The sequence below is a fragment of the Janthinobacterium sp. BJB301 genome (assembly GCF_002735685.1).
Classification (GTDB): Bacteria; Pseudomonadota; Gammaproteobacteria; order Burkholderiales; family Burkholderiaceae_D; genus Janthinobacterium; species Janthinobacterium lividum.
Window position 1 is genome coordinate 351,677 of the sequence record NZ_PDZJ01000002.1, and the last position, 15,064, is coordinate 366,740.

Here is a 15,064-nt window from a genome sequence, read left to right on the forward strand (position 1 = left end):
TCAGACCGTACTTTTACCCCTTAATCGGGGCTTCGAACGGGGCCGCGCGCACTATCATGGCACTATTCCAGAGGCCTATCACCATGAAAACACCGCTTGCTTTCCTCTTCGCTCTTGCCTCCCTGCCACTGCTGGCCCAGGCGCAAAACGCCGGCCGTCAGACGCCGGAAGCGCTGCGCAACAGCGTGGAACAATTCCTGCAAGTGCAAAGCAACGGCTTGCCCGGCAAGGTGACGGTGACCGTCGGCGCCGTCGATCCGCGCCTGAACCTGGCCGCCTGCCCCGCGCCGCAAGCATTCATGGCGCCGGGCGCGCGCGCCTGGGGCAAGACCACCGTCGGCGTGCGCTGCACGGCGCCAAGCAACTGGACCATCTATCTGCAAGCGAACGTGGCCGTCGTCGGCGATTACGTGGCCAGCGCCGTACCGCTGGCGCAAGGGCAAGCCATCGACGCCAGCCAGCTGGTAACGATGCAGGGCGACCTGGCCGCATTGCCGGCAGGCATCGCCACGGACATGGCCCAGGTGGTGGGCGCCAGCACGAATATTTCCTTGCCACCCGGCACGCCGATGCGCCTCGACACCCTGCGCCGCAAGCCGGTGGTGATGCAAGGCCAGCTGGTACGCGTGGTTTCCAGTGGCAATGGTTTCCAGGTGGCATCAGAAGGGCGCGCCATCGGCAGCGCCGGCGATGGCCAGACGGTGCAGGTACGCACGCAGAGCGGCCAGCAGATCAGCGGCGTGGCGCGCGCAGGCGGCTTGGTGGAGGTCGCCTTTTAAACACGGATGGACAGCGATATTGTGGTCTGGCGCACTAAAGTTTCGGGAGAAGGTGCCGATAATGACACATATCCCGGAGTTTTTTGACTTCGACCAGACGAGGATCACGCTGTGAAAATTACCGACAACACCATTAAAAGCAATCCCGGCCTGCCGGTGGCGCCCGCGAGTACCTCCGGCGCCCGGAATGCCGAGAAAGCCCAGGCAACACCGACAACGTCGGACAATGTACGCCTGTCTCCGCAAGGACAGGCATTAGCGGCCAGTGCAACTGCCGGCAGCGGCGCCGTGTTCGACACGAAAAAAGTCGAACGCATCAAGCTGGCGATCGCCGACGGCCAGTTCCAGGTCAACTCAGAAAAAGTGGCGGACGGTCTCCTCGACACGGTCAAGGACTTGCTGCACTCACGAAATAGATAGGTTCCCTCATGCAATCAGTGACTCCGTTTTCCAGCCTGCGCGACGAGCAACAGCTCATGACCACATTGCTGGCATTGATGAAAGAAGAACAGCGGCATCTGGTTGCCGCTGACATCGATGCAATCACGGAGCTCACGGTGCGCAAGACGGCACTCGTAGGACAATTGAGCCAGCTGGCGGCGCAACGCCACCAGGCGCTGGCGGCAGCCGGTTTCATGGCGGCCGAAGCGGGCATGGAAGACTGGCTGGTGGGCGCCGGCGAAGCGGAAGCGGCGCCCCTGTGGAAAGCCCTGCTCGAGACGACGCGCGAAGCCAAGGAACAAAACCGCCTGAACAGCCTGCTCGTCAACAAGCATATGGTACATACGCAAGGCGCCCTGAACGCCATGCGCCCCCCAGCCCAAAGCGGCAATTTCTACGGCCCCAGCGGCCAACCGACGACGAATACGGCCAGCCGGCGCGTCGTCATCGGCTAATCCCCCTTAGTTAACAGCAACCCGGCAAGGCGCAGCGGCCTTGCCAGCTCAACCGTGCGCGGGACGCCCCGCATGCTGGCGGTATTTCGCCACGATGGCTTGCGCCCTGGCGCTGGCCGCGGCTTGCTGCTCCGGCGTCAGCTCCGCCTGCAGCCAGTGCCAGTACTCATCCTGATACGGATTGGTGACGCCGGGCGCGAGGATATCGTCGTAGACCTGGCGCAGGGCCAGCAGGTAGCCATACGCTTGCGGCGCATCCTTGCGCACCACCTCGCCATCGCGCAAGTACGCCATCATCAGGGTAGCCACGCTGGTCAGTTCCGCCTCGTCCGCCTGCGCCGTCAGCTGGGCGATGGCTTGCCGCTTCCATGCCTGCACCAGCGGATCGTCGGGACGGTTGCGCAGCGCGCTGCGGTCGCCGAACGGGCCTTCCGACAGGAACAGGGTGGCCGCGCCCGGCACGCCCGCCTTGGCGGCGGTGGCCAGGTAGCCGAGCCGGTCCTCGCGCTGGCGCTGTGTCAGGCCCGCGCACAGCTGCTGTTGGGCGGCTTTTTCTTCCACCGTCATCTCGCGGCCCAGTTCGAATTCCATGCCCGGCAAGCGCCCTTCGTGCTGGAAGACGATGCAGTCGTCGATCAGGCTGAACGCCGCATACGCGTCTTCCGCCCTGCCGCTGGCGGCCAGGCGCGCAAGCTGCCGCCCCAGGGTCACGGGAACGGGCGCGGCATCGGCGACGGGGGCGGCGTCGATATTCAGATACGACGCCAGGCTGCGCCCCGCCGGCGCGCTGGCGGCAGCCGCATCCGCTTGCGGCGCGCCGGCGTCGGGTGCGGGCCAGTACACGAGCGCCAGTACCGCCGCGATGGCAGCGGCGCTGGCGATGCCGGTCAGTTTGCTATTCATGATGAGGTGGCGCATAAAAGGAAATGCACGTTACCACAGGCCTGCGGCACAGCCCCGCACGCCTCCGCACGCTCAGCCGCCGGCCTTTTTCGGCTGGTGGCCCAGTTTGACCAGCGCGGCCAGGATGGTGTCGACATGGTCGCCCTGCACCTCGATCACGCCATCCTTGACCGTGCCGCCCGAGCCGCACTGCGTGCGCAACTGCTTGCCCAGCAGGGCCAGCGCCATGGCGTCCAGCGGCAAACCCTTGACCACGGTGACGCTCTTGCCGCCACGGCCCTTGGTCTGGCGCGAGACGCGCACCACGCCATCGCCCGCGGGCGCCGCCTTGGCTTGCGCCTTGCATGCGCATTGCGCCAGCGGCTGGCGGCAGGCGGGGCACATGCGGCCCGTTTCGGTGGAATAGACGAGACCGCCCTGGGAGCTGCTTTTCATGAGGGAACGATAAAAGAGGAAGAAAGCGCGATTGTACCAAGCGGCAGCCCGCAGTTGACGAGCGTCAGTTGGCCGGCGCAGGCGCAGGCGCCACCGGCGCCGTCGGCACTTCCGTCACCGTTTCGGGAATGCCCGACAAAATCGTCACGGCGACCCGGCGGTTGCGCGCGCGCCCTTCCGGCGTTTCGTTCGGCGCCACGGGGATGTTGTCGGCGTGGCCGACGGCCGTCAGGCGCGACGCCTTGACGCCGCTGGCGATGAACAGGCGCACCACGGCGCTGGCGCGCGCGGCCGACAATTCCCAGTTCGAGGCAAAGTTGGAATTACTGATCGGCTGCACGTCCGTATGCCCTTCCACCTGCACGTCGTGCGTATCGTCCTTGAGCAGCACGGCGACGGCGCGCAGGGCCTGGTCCGATTCCACCGTCAGGCGCGCCGCGCCCGGGTCGAACAGCACGCTGGCATTGATTTCCACGCTCACGCCGCGGCTCGTCTGCGTGACCCGCACCTTGCCTTCCTTCACCAGCGGCGCCAGGGTGGAGGTCAGGTCCTGCGCCAGGCGCGTCATGTGTTCGCGCTCGCGGCGGATGGCTTCCGTGCGGCGTTTCAGGGCCGGGTTCGGCAGCGGAATGGCTTGCGGCGCTTCCATGATGATGGGCGGCGCGCCCTTTTCCAGGCTGAAGGCCTGGCCGATGGCATTCTGGAAGACGCGGTATTTGCCTTCGTTAACTTGCGAAATCGCGTACATGACAACGAAGAAGGCGAACAGCAGGGTGATGAAGTCGGCGTACGAGATCAGCCAGCGGTCCTGGTTGTCCGGTTCCTCGTCATACTTCCTGCGCGCGCGCCGCATCATGGTCAGTGCTCGTGCAGCAGGCTGGAAACGCGCTCTTCGATGATGCGCGTATGGTCGCCCGTGGCGATGTCGTACAGCACGGCGGCCGTGATTTCATATTGCACCACGCGGCGCGAAACGATGGCCTTGAGTTTATTCGCCACCGGCAGGAACAGCAGGTTGGCCAGGCCGACGCCATAAATCGTCGAGACAAACGCCACGGCGATGCCGCCGCCCAGCTTGCTCGGATCGGTGAGGTTTTCCATCACGTGGATCAGGCCCAGCACGGCGCCCAGGATGCCGATGGTCGGCGAATAGCCGGCCGCCGATTCCCACACCTTGACGGCCTGGCGTTCGGCCATTTCATAGGCGGAGATTTCCACGTCGAGCAATTGGCGCAGCTTGTCGGGCGCGATGCCGTCGACGATCATCCTCAAGCCCTTGGCGTTGAAGCGGTCGGCCGTGTTTTCCATCAGGCGCTCGAGCGCAAGCGGGCCGTCGCGCCGCGCCGTCAGGCTCCACTGCCCGATGTCGCGCGCCAGCGCGGCACGCGTGTCGGCCGGTGGCAAAAACACCCAGCGCAGCATTTCCAGGCCGCGCACGAAGGTGCGCAGCCGCGTTTGCAGCAGCACGGCGCCGAAGGTGCCGATGACAACGATGGCAAAGGCGGCCGGCTGCAGCAGGGAGGCCATCTTGCCGCCTTCCAGTGCCTGGCCGACCAAAAGGCCCGCCAGCGCCAGCGCCAGCCCGATTACGCTGGACCAGTCCACGCCTGCTCCCTCAAGGTTGCGCGCAGGCGCGCGACGGCCTGGGTATGCAGCTGCGAGACGCGCGATTCCGACACGCCCATCACCGCGCCGATCTCCTTCAGGTTCAGCTCTTCTTCGTAATACAGGCCCATGAGTATTTTCTCGCGTGGTGGCAGCGCGTCGATGGCATCGATCACGGATTGCCGGAAATCGGTATCGAGCAGGGAACGCAAGGGATCGCTGTCCTCGTCCACGCAGTGGCGGTCGAGGAAGCTGTCATTGCCGTCCGGGTCATGAAAGTCTTCGTAGTACACGAGCTGGTGGCCGCCGCCGTCGCCCAGCATTTCCTGGTAGTCGGCCAGCGACATTTTCAGCAGTTTCGCCACTTCCGACTCCGTCGGCGGATGGCCGAGGCGCTGCTGCAGGGTGCTCATCGCCTCTTCGATCTTGCGCATGTTCTGGCGCATGCTGCGCGGCAGCCAGTCGCTGGTGCGCAATTCGTCGAGCATGGCGCCGCGGATGCGCAGCACGGCATACGTCTCGAACTGCGCGCCATGCGTCTCTTCATAGCGGCTAATGGCATCGAGCAGGCCGATCATGCCGGCCTGGATCAGGTCATCGACCTCGACCGAAGGCGGCAATTTCGCCTTCATATGGTGCGCCAGACGCTTCACCAGCGGAATGTGCTCCGTCAGCAAATAGTCCTTGTTCGATTTCCCTTTGACCGTGTACATAGGCTGCTTATTGTTTTCTCATCTTATCTGGTGCTACGGTTCGATTCAGGCGCTGAACTGGTGCGGGCTCCCCGTCTGGTACAAGGTGCCGCCAAGCACCGGTGCCGCCGAACGGGCCAGCCGCTCGGCCAGTCCGCGAAACGCCACCGACGCGCCCGCCAGCGGAAACGCATCGACCACGCTGCGGCCCAGCCGCGCCGCGCGGTGCAGATACTCGTCGGCAGGCACCGAACCCATCGAGGTCAGCTTCACGGCCAGGTAGCGGCTCGCCGCCTGCGCCATATTATCGTATACCACTTTTGCCTCGGATTCGGAAGCGCCGGTGACGAGAATGCCGAACGGACGGCGTCCCAGCTCCTGGCTCAGGCGCTTGATCAGGCAGTACGCCGCCTTGATCGAGGTGGCGCTGGTCGAGACTTGCACGACGATATCGGACGACGCCATCAGCGGCACGGGGAAGCAATCGCCCTCGTCGGCCACGACGCCGTCGACCAGCACGATGCCGCTCTGGCGCGCCATCACCTCGAACGTCTTGCCCAGCCGGCGCAGTTCGTCCTCGCCCGCATAGTCCATGCTGTCCATCAAATGGTTGCGCGCACCCAGGCTGGCCACGCCGAAGCCTTGCGGCACCTGGTGGATGACCTGGTTCAAGCCGCACTGCTGGCGCGCCACGTCGCGCAGGCTGGCGCCGTGCGCCAGTCCCAGGCGCGCCGCCACGCCATCGCTGCCGCCGCTGGCGTCGAGCAGCAGCACGTCATTGCCGCCGTAGACGAGCGACGCGCCCAGGTTGACCAGCATGGCGCCCTTGTCGTCCTGCGGCGTGGCCGAGAGGAACGTCATGACGCGCGGCTGCGGGCCGGCCAGCATGCGGCGCAAGCCTTCGGCCTGGTCGAAATCGAAATTAGCCAAGGTGCACCCCGCGCGCTTCATTGTTGCGGGCGGCCGCCTGCGCCATCAGCAGCGGCAGTTCGGCATCGGAAAACTGCGTGGCCGCCGCATCGCGCTTGAGCTTGAAGGCGCGGTCGATCAGGTAGCCGCGGTCGGCCAGGTACAGGTCTTCCGGCACGCGCTGGCCATTCGACACATAAAACAGGTTCAGCTTCTGGCGGATCACCACGTCGAGCACGTTGCCGATCGAGGCCGCTTCATCGAGCTTGGTCATGATGCAGCCGGCCAGGCCACTGCCCTGGTAGGCGCGCACCACTTCGTTCAACGTTTCCTGCGTCGCCGTGGAGTTCAGGCACAGCAGGCGTTTCACATCGGCGCCGGCGCCCGACAGCATGGCCACCTGTTCCGTGACCATCTGGTCGCGCTGGCTCACGCCCACCGTATCGATCAGCACCGTATGCTTGTTCTTCAATTCCTTCAGGGCGATGCGCAAGTCCGCCTCGTCCTTCACGGAATGCACCATCACGCCGAGGATCTTGCCGTAGATGCGCAGCTGTTCGTGCGCGCCGATACGGTAGGCATCGGTGGTGATCAGGGCCAGTTTTTCCGGGCCGTGGCGCATCACGCAGCGGGCCGCCAGCTTGGCCGTGCTGGTGGTCTTGCCGACGCCGGTCGGGCCCACGAGGGCAAACACGCCGCCCTGCTCCAGCATGGCGTCTTCATTGGCCACCGTATTCAGGTTGCGGCTGAGGACGGTCTTGATCCAGCGCATGCTTTGCGCGCCATCGAGGCCGGCCGGCAGCTTGTCGATCAGGTAGCGCGCCAGGCTGGCCGAGAAGCCGGCGGCCAGCATTTCGCGCAGCACGACGGCTTTTTGCGGCTCGCGCTGCTGCGTCGAACCCCACGAGATTTCCGCCAGCTGGGTTTCCATCATGCCGCGCATGGCGCGGATTTCATTCATCATGCCGCTCATCTCGGCGGCGGCGTTTTCCTTGACGTGCGCCAGCGCGCTGGCCATCATCTGCTGCATGCGGGCCATGTCCACTGGCTCGGAGGCAGCCTGGCGCGGTGCGGCAGGACGTGGCGCGGCCGGGCGCTGGGCCGGGGCGGCCGGACGCTGCGGCGTGGCGAACTGGGTCTGCAACTGGGGACGGGGCTGGGCCATTTCGGAAGCGGCCGGCGGCGACGCCAGCGAAGCGGCATCGTCATTGGCCAGCGCGAGGATTTCCACCACGCCATCGGCCTGGCGGTTCGACAAGATCACGGCATCGGGGCCCAGCGCTTCACGCACCTTGCGCAGCGCATCGCGCGACGAGGCGCCCGTAAATTTCTTCACATTCATGACCGGCCTCCCAAGGCGGGGGTGGCGCAATATTGGCTGAACTGTGTGACCATCATCGACTCCTGTTGCTTGAGTGCTGTCTTCCACATGGACACAGATCACCCGGACAGTTTCCATTATTAGCGATGCTTGCAGGAAACGATCGAAGGAACAGGACGGGAAAGTACCCGTTATTCAGTTTGCCGAGAGGAAATTGATATTTATTTGACCAAAGGCAAGGGCTGGGGCCAGACCCGGCGGGTCTGACCCCGGTACTAATGCTGTCAACTACTGTGCCCCCACCAGCGCCGTGACGCGGATCGTCTTGGTTTCCGGCACTTCCGCATGCGACAGCACTTTGAGCTGCGGCAAGGCGCGGCGCAGGAAACGCGACAGCAAGGCGCGCAGCGGCGCCGGCACCAGCAGCACCGGCGTCAGGCCCAGCGCTTCCTGTTGCTGGGCAGCCAGGCCTGCCTGGTGCGCGATGGTGTCGGCCAGGCCCGGCTCGATGCCGGCGCCGTCGCCGCCATTGCCCATCGCTTGCATCAGCAGGCGCTCCAGGCGGCTGTCGAGGGTCATCACGGACAGTTCGGCCGAGCCGGGGAACAGTTGCTGCACGATGGCGCGGCCCAGGGCCACGCGCACCAGCGCCGTCAGGTCGTTCGGGTCTTGCGTGCTGACCGTATGCTCGGCCAGGGTTTCGATGATGGTGCGCATGTCGCGGATGTGCACGCCCTCGGCCAGCAGGTTCTGCAGCACCTTCTGCAAGGTCGACAGGGACAGCATCTTCGGCACCAGGTCTTCCACCAGGCGCGGCGACTCCTTGCCCAGGTGGTCGAGCAGCGATTGCACTTCCGCGCGGCCCAGCAGCTCGGAAGCGTGCGAAGTGATCAGGTGGTTCAGGTGCGTGGCCACCACGGTGCCTGCGTCGACCACCGTGTAGCCCATCGATTGGGCCTGGTCGCGCAAGCTCGCGTCGATCCAGGTGGCGGGCAAGCCGAAAGCGGGGTCGTTCGTGGCCAGGCCCGGCAAGGTGCCGCTGGCCATGCCGGGATTAATCGCCAGGAACTGGCCGTTGAACGCTTCGCCCACGCCCACTTCCACGCCCTTGAGGGTGATGCGGTAGGCGGACGGCTTCAATTCCAGGTTGTCGCGGATATGCACGGGCGGTGCCAGGAAACCCACTTCCTGGGCAAATTTCTTGCGGATGCCCTTGATGCGCTTGAGCAATTCGCCACCCTGCGTCTTGTCGACCAGGGGAATCAAACGGTAGCCCACTTCCAGGCCCAGGGTATCGACGGGCATGATGTCTTGCCAGCTGGCTTCTTCCTGCTCGGGCGCCACGGTCGCTTGCGGCACTTCGGCCGGTTTTTCGGCCGCCTCTTTTTCCTGCATGCGTTTCTTGCTGATCAGAAAGGCGGCACCGGCCAGCAGCGAGGCCAGCAGCAGGAAGACCATGTTCGGCATGCCGGGAATGAGGCCCATGCCGCCGATGATGGCGGCGGTAATATACAGTACTTGCGGTTTCGCAAACAGCTGCCCCACCAGCTGGGTGCCGATGTCCTGTTCGCTGGCCACGCGCGAGACGACGATACCGGCCGCCGTGGAAATGATCAGCGAAGGAATCTGCGCCACCAGGCCGTCACCGATGGCCAGCAAGGTGTAGTTCTTGAGCGCGTCGGCAAAGCCCATGTCGTGCTGCAGCAAGCCCACCAGCAAGCCGCCGACGATATTGATGACGGTAACCATGATGCCGGCGATGGCGTCGCCGCGCACGTATTTGCTGGCGCCATCCATGGCGCCATAGAATTCCGCTTCCTGCGCCACTTCCGTGCGGCGGCGGCGCGCTTCGTCTTCACCGACCAGGCCCGCGTTCAGGTCGGCATCGATGGCCATCTGTTTACCCGGCATGGCGTCCAGCGCGAAACGGGCGCCCACCTCGGCGATACGGCCCGCACCCTTGGTCACCACGGTAAAGTTGATGATCGTCAAAATGATAAACACGACGATACCGACCGTGTAGTTGCCGCCGATCAAGAAGTGACCGAACGCCTCGATCACTTTACCGGCCGCGTCGGCGCCCGTATGACCTTCCGTCAGCACCACGCGCGTGGACGCCACGTTCAGCGACAGGCGCAACATGGTCGACACGAGCAGGATGGTCGGGAAGGCCATGAAGTCGAGCGGCTTGACCGTGTACAGCGCCGTCAGCAGCACGATGATCGACAGCGCGATATTGAAACTGAAGAAGATGTCGAGGATGAAGGCCGGCAGCGGCAGCACCATCATCGCCAGCAGCATGATGATGATGACCGGCGCGGCGATGCCCTTGCTGGCGTTGTTGCCCATTCCACTGAGCCAGGCTGGCATTCTCAGGCCGTTCATGGTGTACTTCCTTTATTCTTGTCTGCCGCGCCGGCTGCGGGCGGTGTCTGCGATGCGGGGTTCTGCGGGTCGAGCTCGGGCGGCACGTCGAGTTTCTTCGGCTTGTCGGGACGCTCGCCCTGGCCCTTGCCATAGCTGCGCAGCTGGAACACGTAGGCCAGCACTTCGGCCACGGCGCCATACAGCGCCTCGGGAATTTCGTCGCCGATGTCCGTGTGCTTATACAGCGCGCGCGCCAGAGCCGGCGCTTCCAGGATGGCGACCTTGTGTTCGCCGGCCAGTTCGCGGATCTTCGCCGCCACCTCGTCGATGCCCTTGGCCACCACCTGCGGCGCGCCGCGCGAATTCTCGCCATACTTCAAGGCCACCGCGTAGTGGGTAGGATTGGTCACCACCACATCGGCCGTCGGCACATCGGCCATCATGCGGCGGCGCGACATTTCATGCTGCATCTGGCGTATCTTCGCCTTGATCTGCGGATTGCCGTCCGATTCCTTCGACTCTTGCTTGACTTCCTGCAAGGACATTTTCATCTTGTTCGCGTAGTGCCACATCTGGTACGGACCGTCGATGGCGGCAATCAAGCCCAGCGCGCCGACGATCAGCAAAAAGGCCGTGATCAGCAAGCTGATCAGATGAGCCGAACCGGCGCGCAGGGATTCCACCGACAAGCCCAGCACGGCGTCCTTTTGATGCTGCATCACCATCCAGGCGACGACGCCGACAACGAGGGTCTTGGCGATGGCCTTGAGCAATTCCACCAGCGCATTCTTCGAAAACATATTGCCCAGGCCGCGAATCGGGTTGAGCTTGCCAAAATTGGGGGTGAACGCCTTGGAACTGAACAGCCAGCCGCCCACCAGCACGGGCGACGCCAGCGCGACGAGCATGATGGCCAGCGCGTACGGCAGGCAAGTCAGCAAGACGGAGCCCACGTCGTAGCCGATGCGCAGCATCATCGCATCGGGATTGAGTATCTGCTCCCGGTCCAGGGTCAGCCCGGAAACCATGACGGCCGTCAGCCGCCGCACGATGGCGTCGCCGGCAAACCACAGGCAGCAGCCGGACGCCATCAGCACAGTGAACGTTGCCACTTCACGCGATCGCGGAACGTCGCCTTCCTCACGCGCCTGCTCGAGGCGCTTCGGTGACGCGGCTTCGGTCTTTTCTGCGTCGCTGTCTTCCGACATCAATCAACTCCGGTGAAGTCCTGCAGCCTGGCTAGGCGCAATACGGACTGGGCATGTGGCATTATCGGTTCAATTACCGCAACGCCATCAAGGGAAAAGGAGGGCGAATCCCCTGCTTTTCCTTTGCTCCCCAGAAACCTTAGCGGGACTTCCTTGCTTCCGCCTGCTTGACGGTCTGCTCGATGGCGCCAAACAAGGACTTGCCGTCATCGCCCAGCACTTCCAATCGAACAACATCACCAAACAACAGAAATGGCGTGCTGGCGACGCCATCGGCGATCATCTCCTGGTTACGTCGCTCAACGATACTGGAAAACCCCTTCTTGACTTCCTTGTTGGCGACCCCGCCCGCGCTGACCACGCTGCCAGCGCGCGCGTTGCGCGTCTGGCACAGATGGGCGAGCAATTGCGGGTAATTGAACGCCATGTCGGCGCCCGCGTGGGGCTGGCCCGTCAACTTGCCGTTCAGGCTGCAGCGCAGGGCGTGATGCACCTTGCCGCCGCGCCAGGCATCGCCCAGCTCGTCAGGCGTGATGGCGACAGGAGAGCAGGCCATGGCCGGTTTCGCTTGCAGGAAACCATAACCACTCGCCTGCTCGTCGGGCACCAGGTTGCGCAAGGTGATGTCGTTGACCAGCATTAATAGCTTGATGTTCAGGTGCGCCTGGTCGGGCGTGGAGCCCATGGCCACGTCGTCCGTGATGGCGGCGATGCCCGCCTCGTAGTCGATGCCCCACTGCTCGTGCGCCAGGATGATCTCGTCGTGGGCACCGAGGAAATCGTCGCTGGCACCCTGGTACATGCGCGGTGCGTCGCGCAAGTTGGCCGGTACCTCGCTGCCTGCGGCCTTGCAGGCCCGCTCGATCTGCGGCAGGTAGGAGGCCCCGGCCACGCGCAGGCTGCTGCGCGGCAAGGGCGCCATGCAGTTGGCGGGATCGAATTCGAAGGCGCGATGGCCGCGGCCGCTATTGATGGTCTGGTACAGCAAATCGAGCTGGGGCGCGATGAAACTCCAGTCGTCGAGCGCCTTTTGCAGGGTCGGGGCAATGCCATCGGCCAGATGGGCCGTTTTCAGGTCGCGCGAGACGACAGCCAGCTGGCCGTCGCGCGTGCCATCCTTCAGGGTAGCTAATTTCATGGGCGGGAAACTTCGTCAAATGCAGGCAATGGAGGCTAAAGACGCCAAAAAGCCGGGATATCCCCGGCTTTGGCGGTCAGGAAGGGACTAGGCCAGGAGCGCGATCTGCTCGGGCGTCAGGTAGCACCACTCGCCTTCGGCGATGCCCAGCGATTCCAGGGTCAGGCTGCCGATGGCGGAACGGTGCAGCGCGCTGCAATGGTTGCCGGCGGCGGCCAGCATGCGCTTGACCTGGTGGTACTTGCCTTGCTCGAGCACGATTTCCAGCTGGTGCTCGCCCCGCTTGACGCAGACGAGGGCCGCCAGCGGGGCCGGTTCGTCGTGCAATTGCACGCCAGCCAGCAGCAGGGCAACCAGCTCATCCGTTACGGGCTCTTGCGTGGTGGCTTGGTAAATCTTGGGAACGTGGCGCTTCGGCGACGATTGGGCATGGATAAACGGGCCATCGTCGGACATCAGCAGCATGCCGGTCGTATCGTGGTCGAGCCGGCCGACGGGCTGGACTTCGCGCCAGGTGAATTGCTCCGGCAGCAGGGTCAACACGCCAGGATGATGGCTGGGCTTGCGCGAGCATTCGAAGTTGGCAGGCTTGTTCAGCGCCAGGTACAGGTGCTGGCGGACCACCCACTCTTCTTCGAACACGTGCAGCACCAGACCTTCGGTCTCGACGGTGGTGCGGTAATTGGTCTGGGTGACGCCATCGATGACGACATCGCCATCCTCGATGAGGGAACGACAATATTTACGGGTGCCAAAACCCTGCGATTGCAGGATGCGGTCTAGGGATAATTTACTCATGGGCGTGACTTTACCAGAAGCGGCTGGCAGCGTGAAGCGGTGGCACCTGGCGCCCGCGCGGCGGTCCAGGCAGCATGAAACCATGGCACACGCAGAAATACCAAAAAGAACAAGGTGAGATTTGGCGAGAAATGGTTGATTCCTTTGAGAAATATCAAGCGCTCGGAATATCGCATTGATAGACTGAAACTTCGGTAGGAATCCGCCTAACGAGCTTTAGGAATAATAACCAGGCAACGACCCACAAGGACATTGTATGAAGCATACCGATACCATCGCCTTACAAGGCAGCATCGCCGACATGCGCCAGCGCATCGCTGCGGAACAGGCGGCCATGCACAAAGTCAGACTCGGCGTGGCACGCTGGAGCAGCCCCCCTGCGCCGCATGATGCGGACGCGCCGCCATCGCCAGCCAGCCAGACGCACTGGCATGCCGAGGCGCAATGCCATTTCATGTGCTGGCTGGAACTGGGTGGTTTTGCGCACGCGGATGCGGAAACCGACAGCGTGGCCGCGCCTGCCATGGCGGACATACCGTCCGACACCAACGCCAGCGTCGGCGCTGCGGCGGCCAGACAGCCGCTGCCCGCGCACTGCAACGGCTGCGCCGTCTGAGCGCGGCCCGTCCGACCAGCCATGCCCTGCCTTCGCATGCCTGCCTTGCCAGCACGCCCAGACCCATCCACCGACACCGGCCCATTCAGCACACACAAAAGGAAACGGCGGCATTGCGCCGCCGTTCCCAAGCCCCATCGGGACTTTAGTGAGGAATGTAAATTCACTCAAAACCACATCTGCGATGCGGCGAGTAGTTCCAAGACCTGCCAATCAAGTTAGTACTGACAACATAGTTGATATATCGCCCCTCCTTGAAAAGAACTACGCTTTCACTATAGCCCAAGCAGCCCCGTTTTCAAGCCAATTTACCACCTTATTGAAAATCATTCTCGATTGGCTTGCCTGCCAGCCAAGAGTGATGTCCTCAGCGCAACGCCGGTTGTGACTGCTGCACGGCCGCCTTCATGGCGCCCGCGCCCATGGCGGCGCCAAACTTTTTGAGCACCCGTTCCGGCAAGCCTTCATGCTGCGTGTAGTCGACGATGTCTTCCGCCTTGACGATATCGCGCGCCACGCTGTCGACCGTGCCGAAATCGTCGGCCAGGCCCATTTCCACGGCTTTCGCGCCCGTCCAGTACAGGCCGGAGAAGGTATCGGCCGTTTCCTTCAGGCGCTTGCCCCGTCCCGTGCGCACGACGTCGATGAATTGCTGGTGGATTTCATTGAGCATGCTCTGCGCATACGCCTTGTGTTTTTCCGTCAGTGGGCTGAACGGGTCCATGAAGCCCTTGTTCTCGCCCGCCGTCAGCAAGCGGCGCTCGACGCCGACCTTTTCCATCACGCCCGTGAAGCCGAAGCCATCCATCAGCACGCCGATGGAACCGACCACGCTGGCCTTGTTGACGTAGATGCGGTCGGCGGCGGCGGCGATGTAATAGCCGCCCGAGGCGCACATTTCATCGACCACCACATATAAAGGCTTGTCCGGATAGCCCTTGCGCAGGCGCTGCATCTCGTCGACGATCATGCCGGCCTGCACGGGACTGCCGCCCGGGCTATTAATATGCAGCACCACGGCCACGGAGCCGGCATCGGAAAATGCCTTGTCCAGCGCGGGGATGACGACGGCGGCCGAGCCGCTGCCTTCGGACTCGATGGCGCCGCTGATGTCGATCAGGGCCGTGTGGCGGCCCAGGGTTTCGCTGTCGTCGGCCGTGTTGTAGTCATAAAACACCCACAGGGCGAACAGCACGATCAGCAGGCTGAAGACCTTGAAAAAGATGCTCCAGCGACGGTGTGCGCGTTGCTCTTGCAAAGTGGCAAATACCAGCTTTTCCAGCACGTCCCGCTCCCAGTGTCCCGCAGGGGCGCCGTGGCCGGCGGCTGGCGCGCTGCTGGCCAGCTTGTCATTCGTGTTATCGCTCATGGTTCACTTTGCTTAAATTACAGAAAGC

The 15,064-nt window shown here is 63.7% G+C and carries 16 protein-coding genes; 4 read left to right on the forward strand and 12 right to left on the reverse strand.

The genetic code is table 11. The features are described from left to right. The first annotated feature begins 83 nt into the window (after positions 1-83). The 3 genes from flgA to CSQ91_RS14900 all read left to right on the forward strand — a co-directional run bounded on the left by flgA (position 84) and on the right by CSQ91_RS14900 (position 1,675). Positions 84-779, forward strand: a complete 696-nt coding sequence (gene flgA / locus CSQ91_RS14890) for a flagellar basal body P-ring formation chaperone FlgA (protein ID WP_034787159.1) — start codon at positions 84-86, stop codon at positions 777-779. Positions 780-890: 111 nt separating this feature from the next. Then, positions 891-1,199 (forward strand): flagellar biosynthesis anti-sigma factor FlgM, encoded by a 309-nt coding sequence (gene flgM / locus CSQ91_RS14895; RefSeq protein WP_034787161.1) that lies wholly within the window; start codon positions 891-893, stop codon positions 1,197-1,199. Between the two features lie 8 nt (positions 1,200-1,207). Beyond that, positions 1,208-1,675, forward strand: a complete 468-nt coding sequence (locus tag CSQ91_RS14900) for a flagella synthesis protein FlgN (RefSeq protein ID WP_034787165.1) — start codon at positions 1,208-1,210, stop codon at positions 1,673-1,675. A gap of 48 nt (positions 1,676-1,723) precedes the next feature. Here the strand turns inward: CSQ91_RS14900 and CSQ91_RS14905 are convergent, their stop codons facing one another. From CSQ91_RS14905 to CSQ91_RS14955, 11 genes are all read right to left on the reverse strand, one after another. Beyond that, positions 1,724-2,578, reverse strand: a complete 855-nt coding sequence (locus CSQ91_RS14905; protein ID WP_143451033.1) for a hypothetical protein — start codon at positions 2,576-2,578, stop codon at positions 1,724-1,726. Between the two features lie 72 nt (positions 2,579-2,650). Beyond that, complete coding sequence (locus CSQ91_RS14910; RefSeq protein WP_099388822.1) at positions 2,651-3,013, reverse strand: translation initiation factor Sui1; 363 nt, start codon at positions 3,011-3,013, stop codon at positions 2,651-2,653. Between the two features lie 64 nt (positions 3,014-3,077). Beyond that, a complete protein-coding gene (gene motD / locus CSQ91_RS14915) occupies positions 3,078-3,866 on the reverse strand; it encodes a flagellar motor protein MotD (protein WP_099389276.1) in 789 nt (262 codons plus the stop codon). A gap of 5 nt (positions 3,867-3,871) precedes the next feature. Then, the gene (locus CSQ91_RS14920) at positions 3,872-4,618 is read right to left on the reverse strand and encodes a flagellar motor protein (protein ID WP_099388823.1); all 747 of its coding nucleotides are present in this window, start codon (positions 4,616-4,618) and stop codon (positions 3,872-3,874) included. Further along, a complete protein-coding gene (locus CSQ91_RS14925; protein ID WP_010400804.1) occupies positions 4,600-5,331 on the reverse strand; it encodes an RNA polymerase sigma factor FliA in 732 nt (243 codons plus the stop codon). Before CSQ91_RS14925 ends, CSQ91_RS14920 begins: the two co-directional genes overlap by 19 nt. A gap of 45 nt (positions 5,332-5,376) precedes the next feature. Next, positions 5,377-6,240 carry a MinD/ParA family ATP-binding protein gene (locus CSQ91_RS14930; RefSeq protein ID WP_099388824.1) on the reverse strand — a complete coding sequence of 288 codons (864 nt, stop codon included), beginning with the start codon at positions 6,238-6,240 and terminating at the stop codon, positions 5,377-5,379. After that, complete coding sequence (gene flhF / locus CSQ91_RS14935; protein ID WP_034785293.1) at positions 6,233-7,561, reverse strand: flagellar biosynthesis protein FlhF; 1,329 nt, start codon at positions 7,559-7,561, stop codon at positions 6,233-6,235. The genes CSQ91_RS14930 and flhF overlap by 8 nt, the downstream gene beginning before the upstream one ends. 267 nt (positions 7,562-7,828) lie before the next feature. Beyond that, positions 7,829-9,925, reverse strand: coding sequence for a flagellar biosynthesis protein FlhA (flhA, locus tag CSQ91_RS14940; protein WP_099388825.1), 2,097 nt, complete (start codon positions 9,923-9,925; stop codon positions 7,829-7,831). Further along, on the reverse strand, positions 9,922-11,115 hold the full coding sequence (flhB, locus tag CSQ91_RS14945) for a flagellar biosynthesis protein FlhB (RefSeq protein WP_099388826.1): 1,194 nt from the start codon (positions 11,113-11,115) through the stop codon (positions 9,922-9,924). The genes flhA and flhB overlap by 4 nt, the downstream gene beginning before the upstream one ends. Positions 11,116-11,254: 139 nt before the next feature. Further along, a complete protein-coding gene (locus CSQ91_RS14950) occupies positions 11,255-12,253 on the reverse strand; it encodes a fumarylacetoacetate hydrolase family protein (protein ID WP_099388827.1) in 999 nt (332 codons plus the stop codon). 87 nt (positions 12,254-12,340) lie between these two features. Beyond that, positions 12,341-13,051 carry a pseudouridine synthase gene (locus CSQ91_RS14955; RefSeq protein WP_034785285.1) on the reverse strand — a complete coding sequence of 237 codons (711 nt, stop codon included), beginning with the start codon at positions 13,049-13,051 and terminating at the stop codon, positions 12,341-12,343. A gap of 256 nt (positions 13,052-13,307) precedes the next feature. Here CSQ91_RS14955 and CSQ91_RS14960 point away from each other — a divergent pair, with 256 nt between their 5' ends. After that, on the forward strand, positions 13,308-13,667 hold the full coding sequence (locus CSQ91_RS14960) for a hypothetical protein (RefSeq protein WP_099388828.1): 360 nt from the start codon (positions 13,308-13,310) through the stop codon (positions 13,665-13,667). Between the two features lie 367 nt (positions 13,668-14,034). On the opposite strand, the gene CSQ91_RS14965 is transcribed toward CSQ91_RS14960, so the two are convergent. Beyond that, positions 14,035-15,036 carry a S49 family peptidase gene (locus tag CSQ91_RS14965; protein WP_034785283.1) on the reverse strand — a complete coding sequence of 334 codons (1,002 nt, stop codon included), beginning with the start codon at positions 15,034-15,036 and terminating at the stop codon, positions 14,035-14,037. Positions 15,037-15,064: the final 28 nt, after the last annotated feature.

What these genes read in the sequence shown, in the direction of transcription:
- flgA (WP_034787159.1), top strand. Translation starts at nt 84, where the DNA reads ATGAAAACACCGCTTGCTTTCCTCTTCGCTCTTGCCTCCCTGCCACTG.
- CSQ91_RS14900 (WP_034787165.1), top strand. Translation starts at nt 1,208, where the DNA reads ATGCAATCAGTGACTCCGTTTTCCAGCCTGCGCGACGAGCAACAGCTC.
- CSQ91_RS14905 (WP_143451033.1), bottom strand. Translation starts at nt 2,578, where the DNA reads ATGAATAGCAAACTGACCGGCATCGCCAGCGCCGCTGCCATCGCGGCG.
- CSQ91_RS14910 (WP_099388822.1), bottom strand. Translation starts at nt 3,013, where the DNA reads ATGAAAAGCAGCTCCCAGGGCGGTCTCGTCTATTCCACCGAAACGGGC.
- motD (WP_099389276.1), bottom strand. Translation starts at nt 3,866, where the DNA reads ATGCGGCGCGCGCGCAGGAAGTATGACGAGGAACCGGACAACCAGGAC.
- CSQ91_RS14925 (WP_010400804.1), bottom strand. Translation starts at nt 5,331, where the DNA reads ATGTACACGGTCAAAGGGAAATCGAACAAGGACTATTTGCTGACGGAG.
- flhF (WP_034785293.1), bottom strand. Translation starts at nt 7,561, where the DNA reads ATGAATGTGAAGAAATTTACGGGCGCCTCGTCGCGCGATGCGCTGCGC.
- flhA (WP_099388825.1), bottom strand. Translation starts at nt 9,925, where the DNA reads ATGAACGGCCTGAGAATGCCAGCCTGGCTCAGTGGAATGGGCAACAAC.
- flhB (WP_099388826.1), bottom strand. Translation starts at nt 11,115, where the DNA reads ATGTCGGAAGACAGCGACGCAGAAAAGACCGAAGCCGCGTCACCGAAG.
- CSQ91_RS14950 (WP_099388827.1), bottom strand. Translation starts at nt 12,253, where the DNA reads ATGAAATTAGCTACCCTGAAGGATGGCACGCGCGACGGCCAGCTGGCT.
- CSQ91_RS14955 (WP_034785285.1), bottom strand. Translation starts at nt 13,051, where the DNA reads ATGAGTAAATTATCCCTAGACCGCATCCTGCAATCGCAGGGTTTTGGC.
- CSQ91_RS14960 (WP_099388828.1), top strand. Translation starts at nt 13,308, where the DNA reads ATGAAGCATACCGATACCATCGCCTTACAAGGCAGCATCGCCGACATG.
- CSQ91_RS14965 (WP_034785283.1), bottom strand. Translation starts at nt 15,036, where the DNA reads ATGAGCGATAACACGAATGACAAGCTGGCCAGCAGCGCGCCAGCCGCC.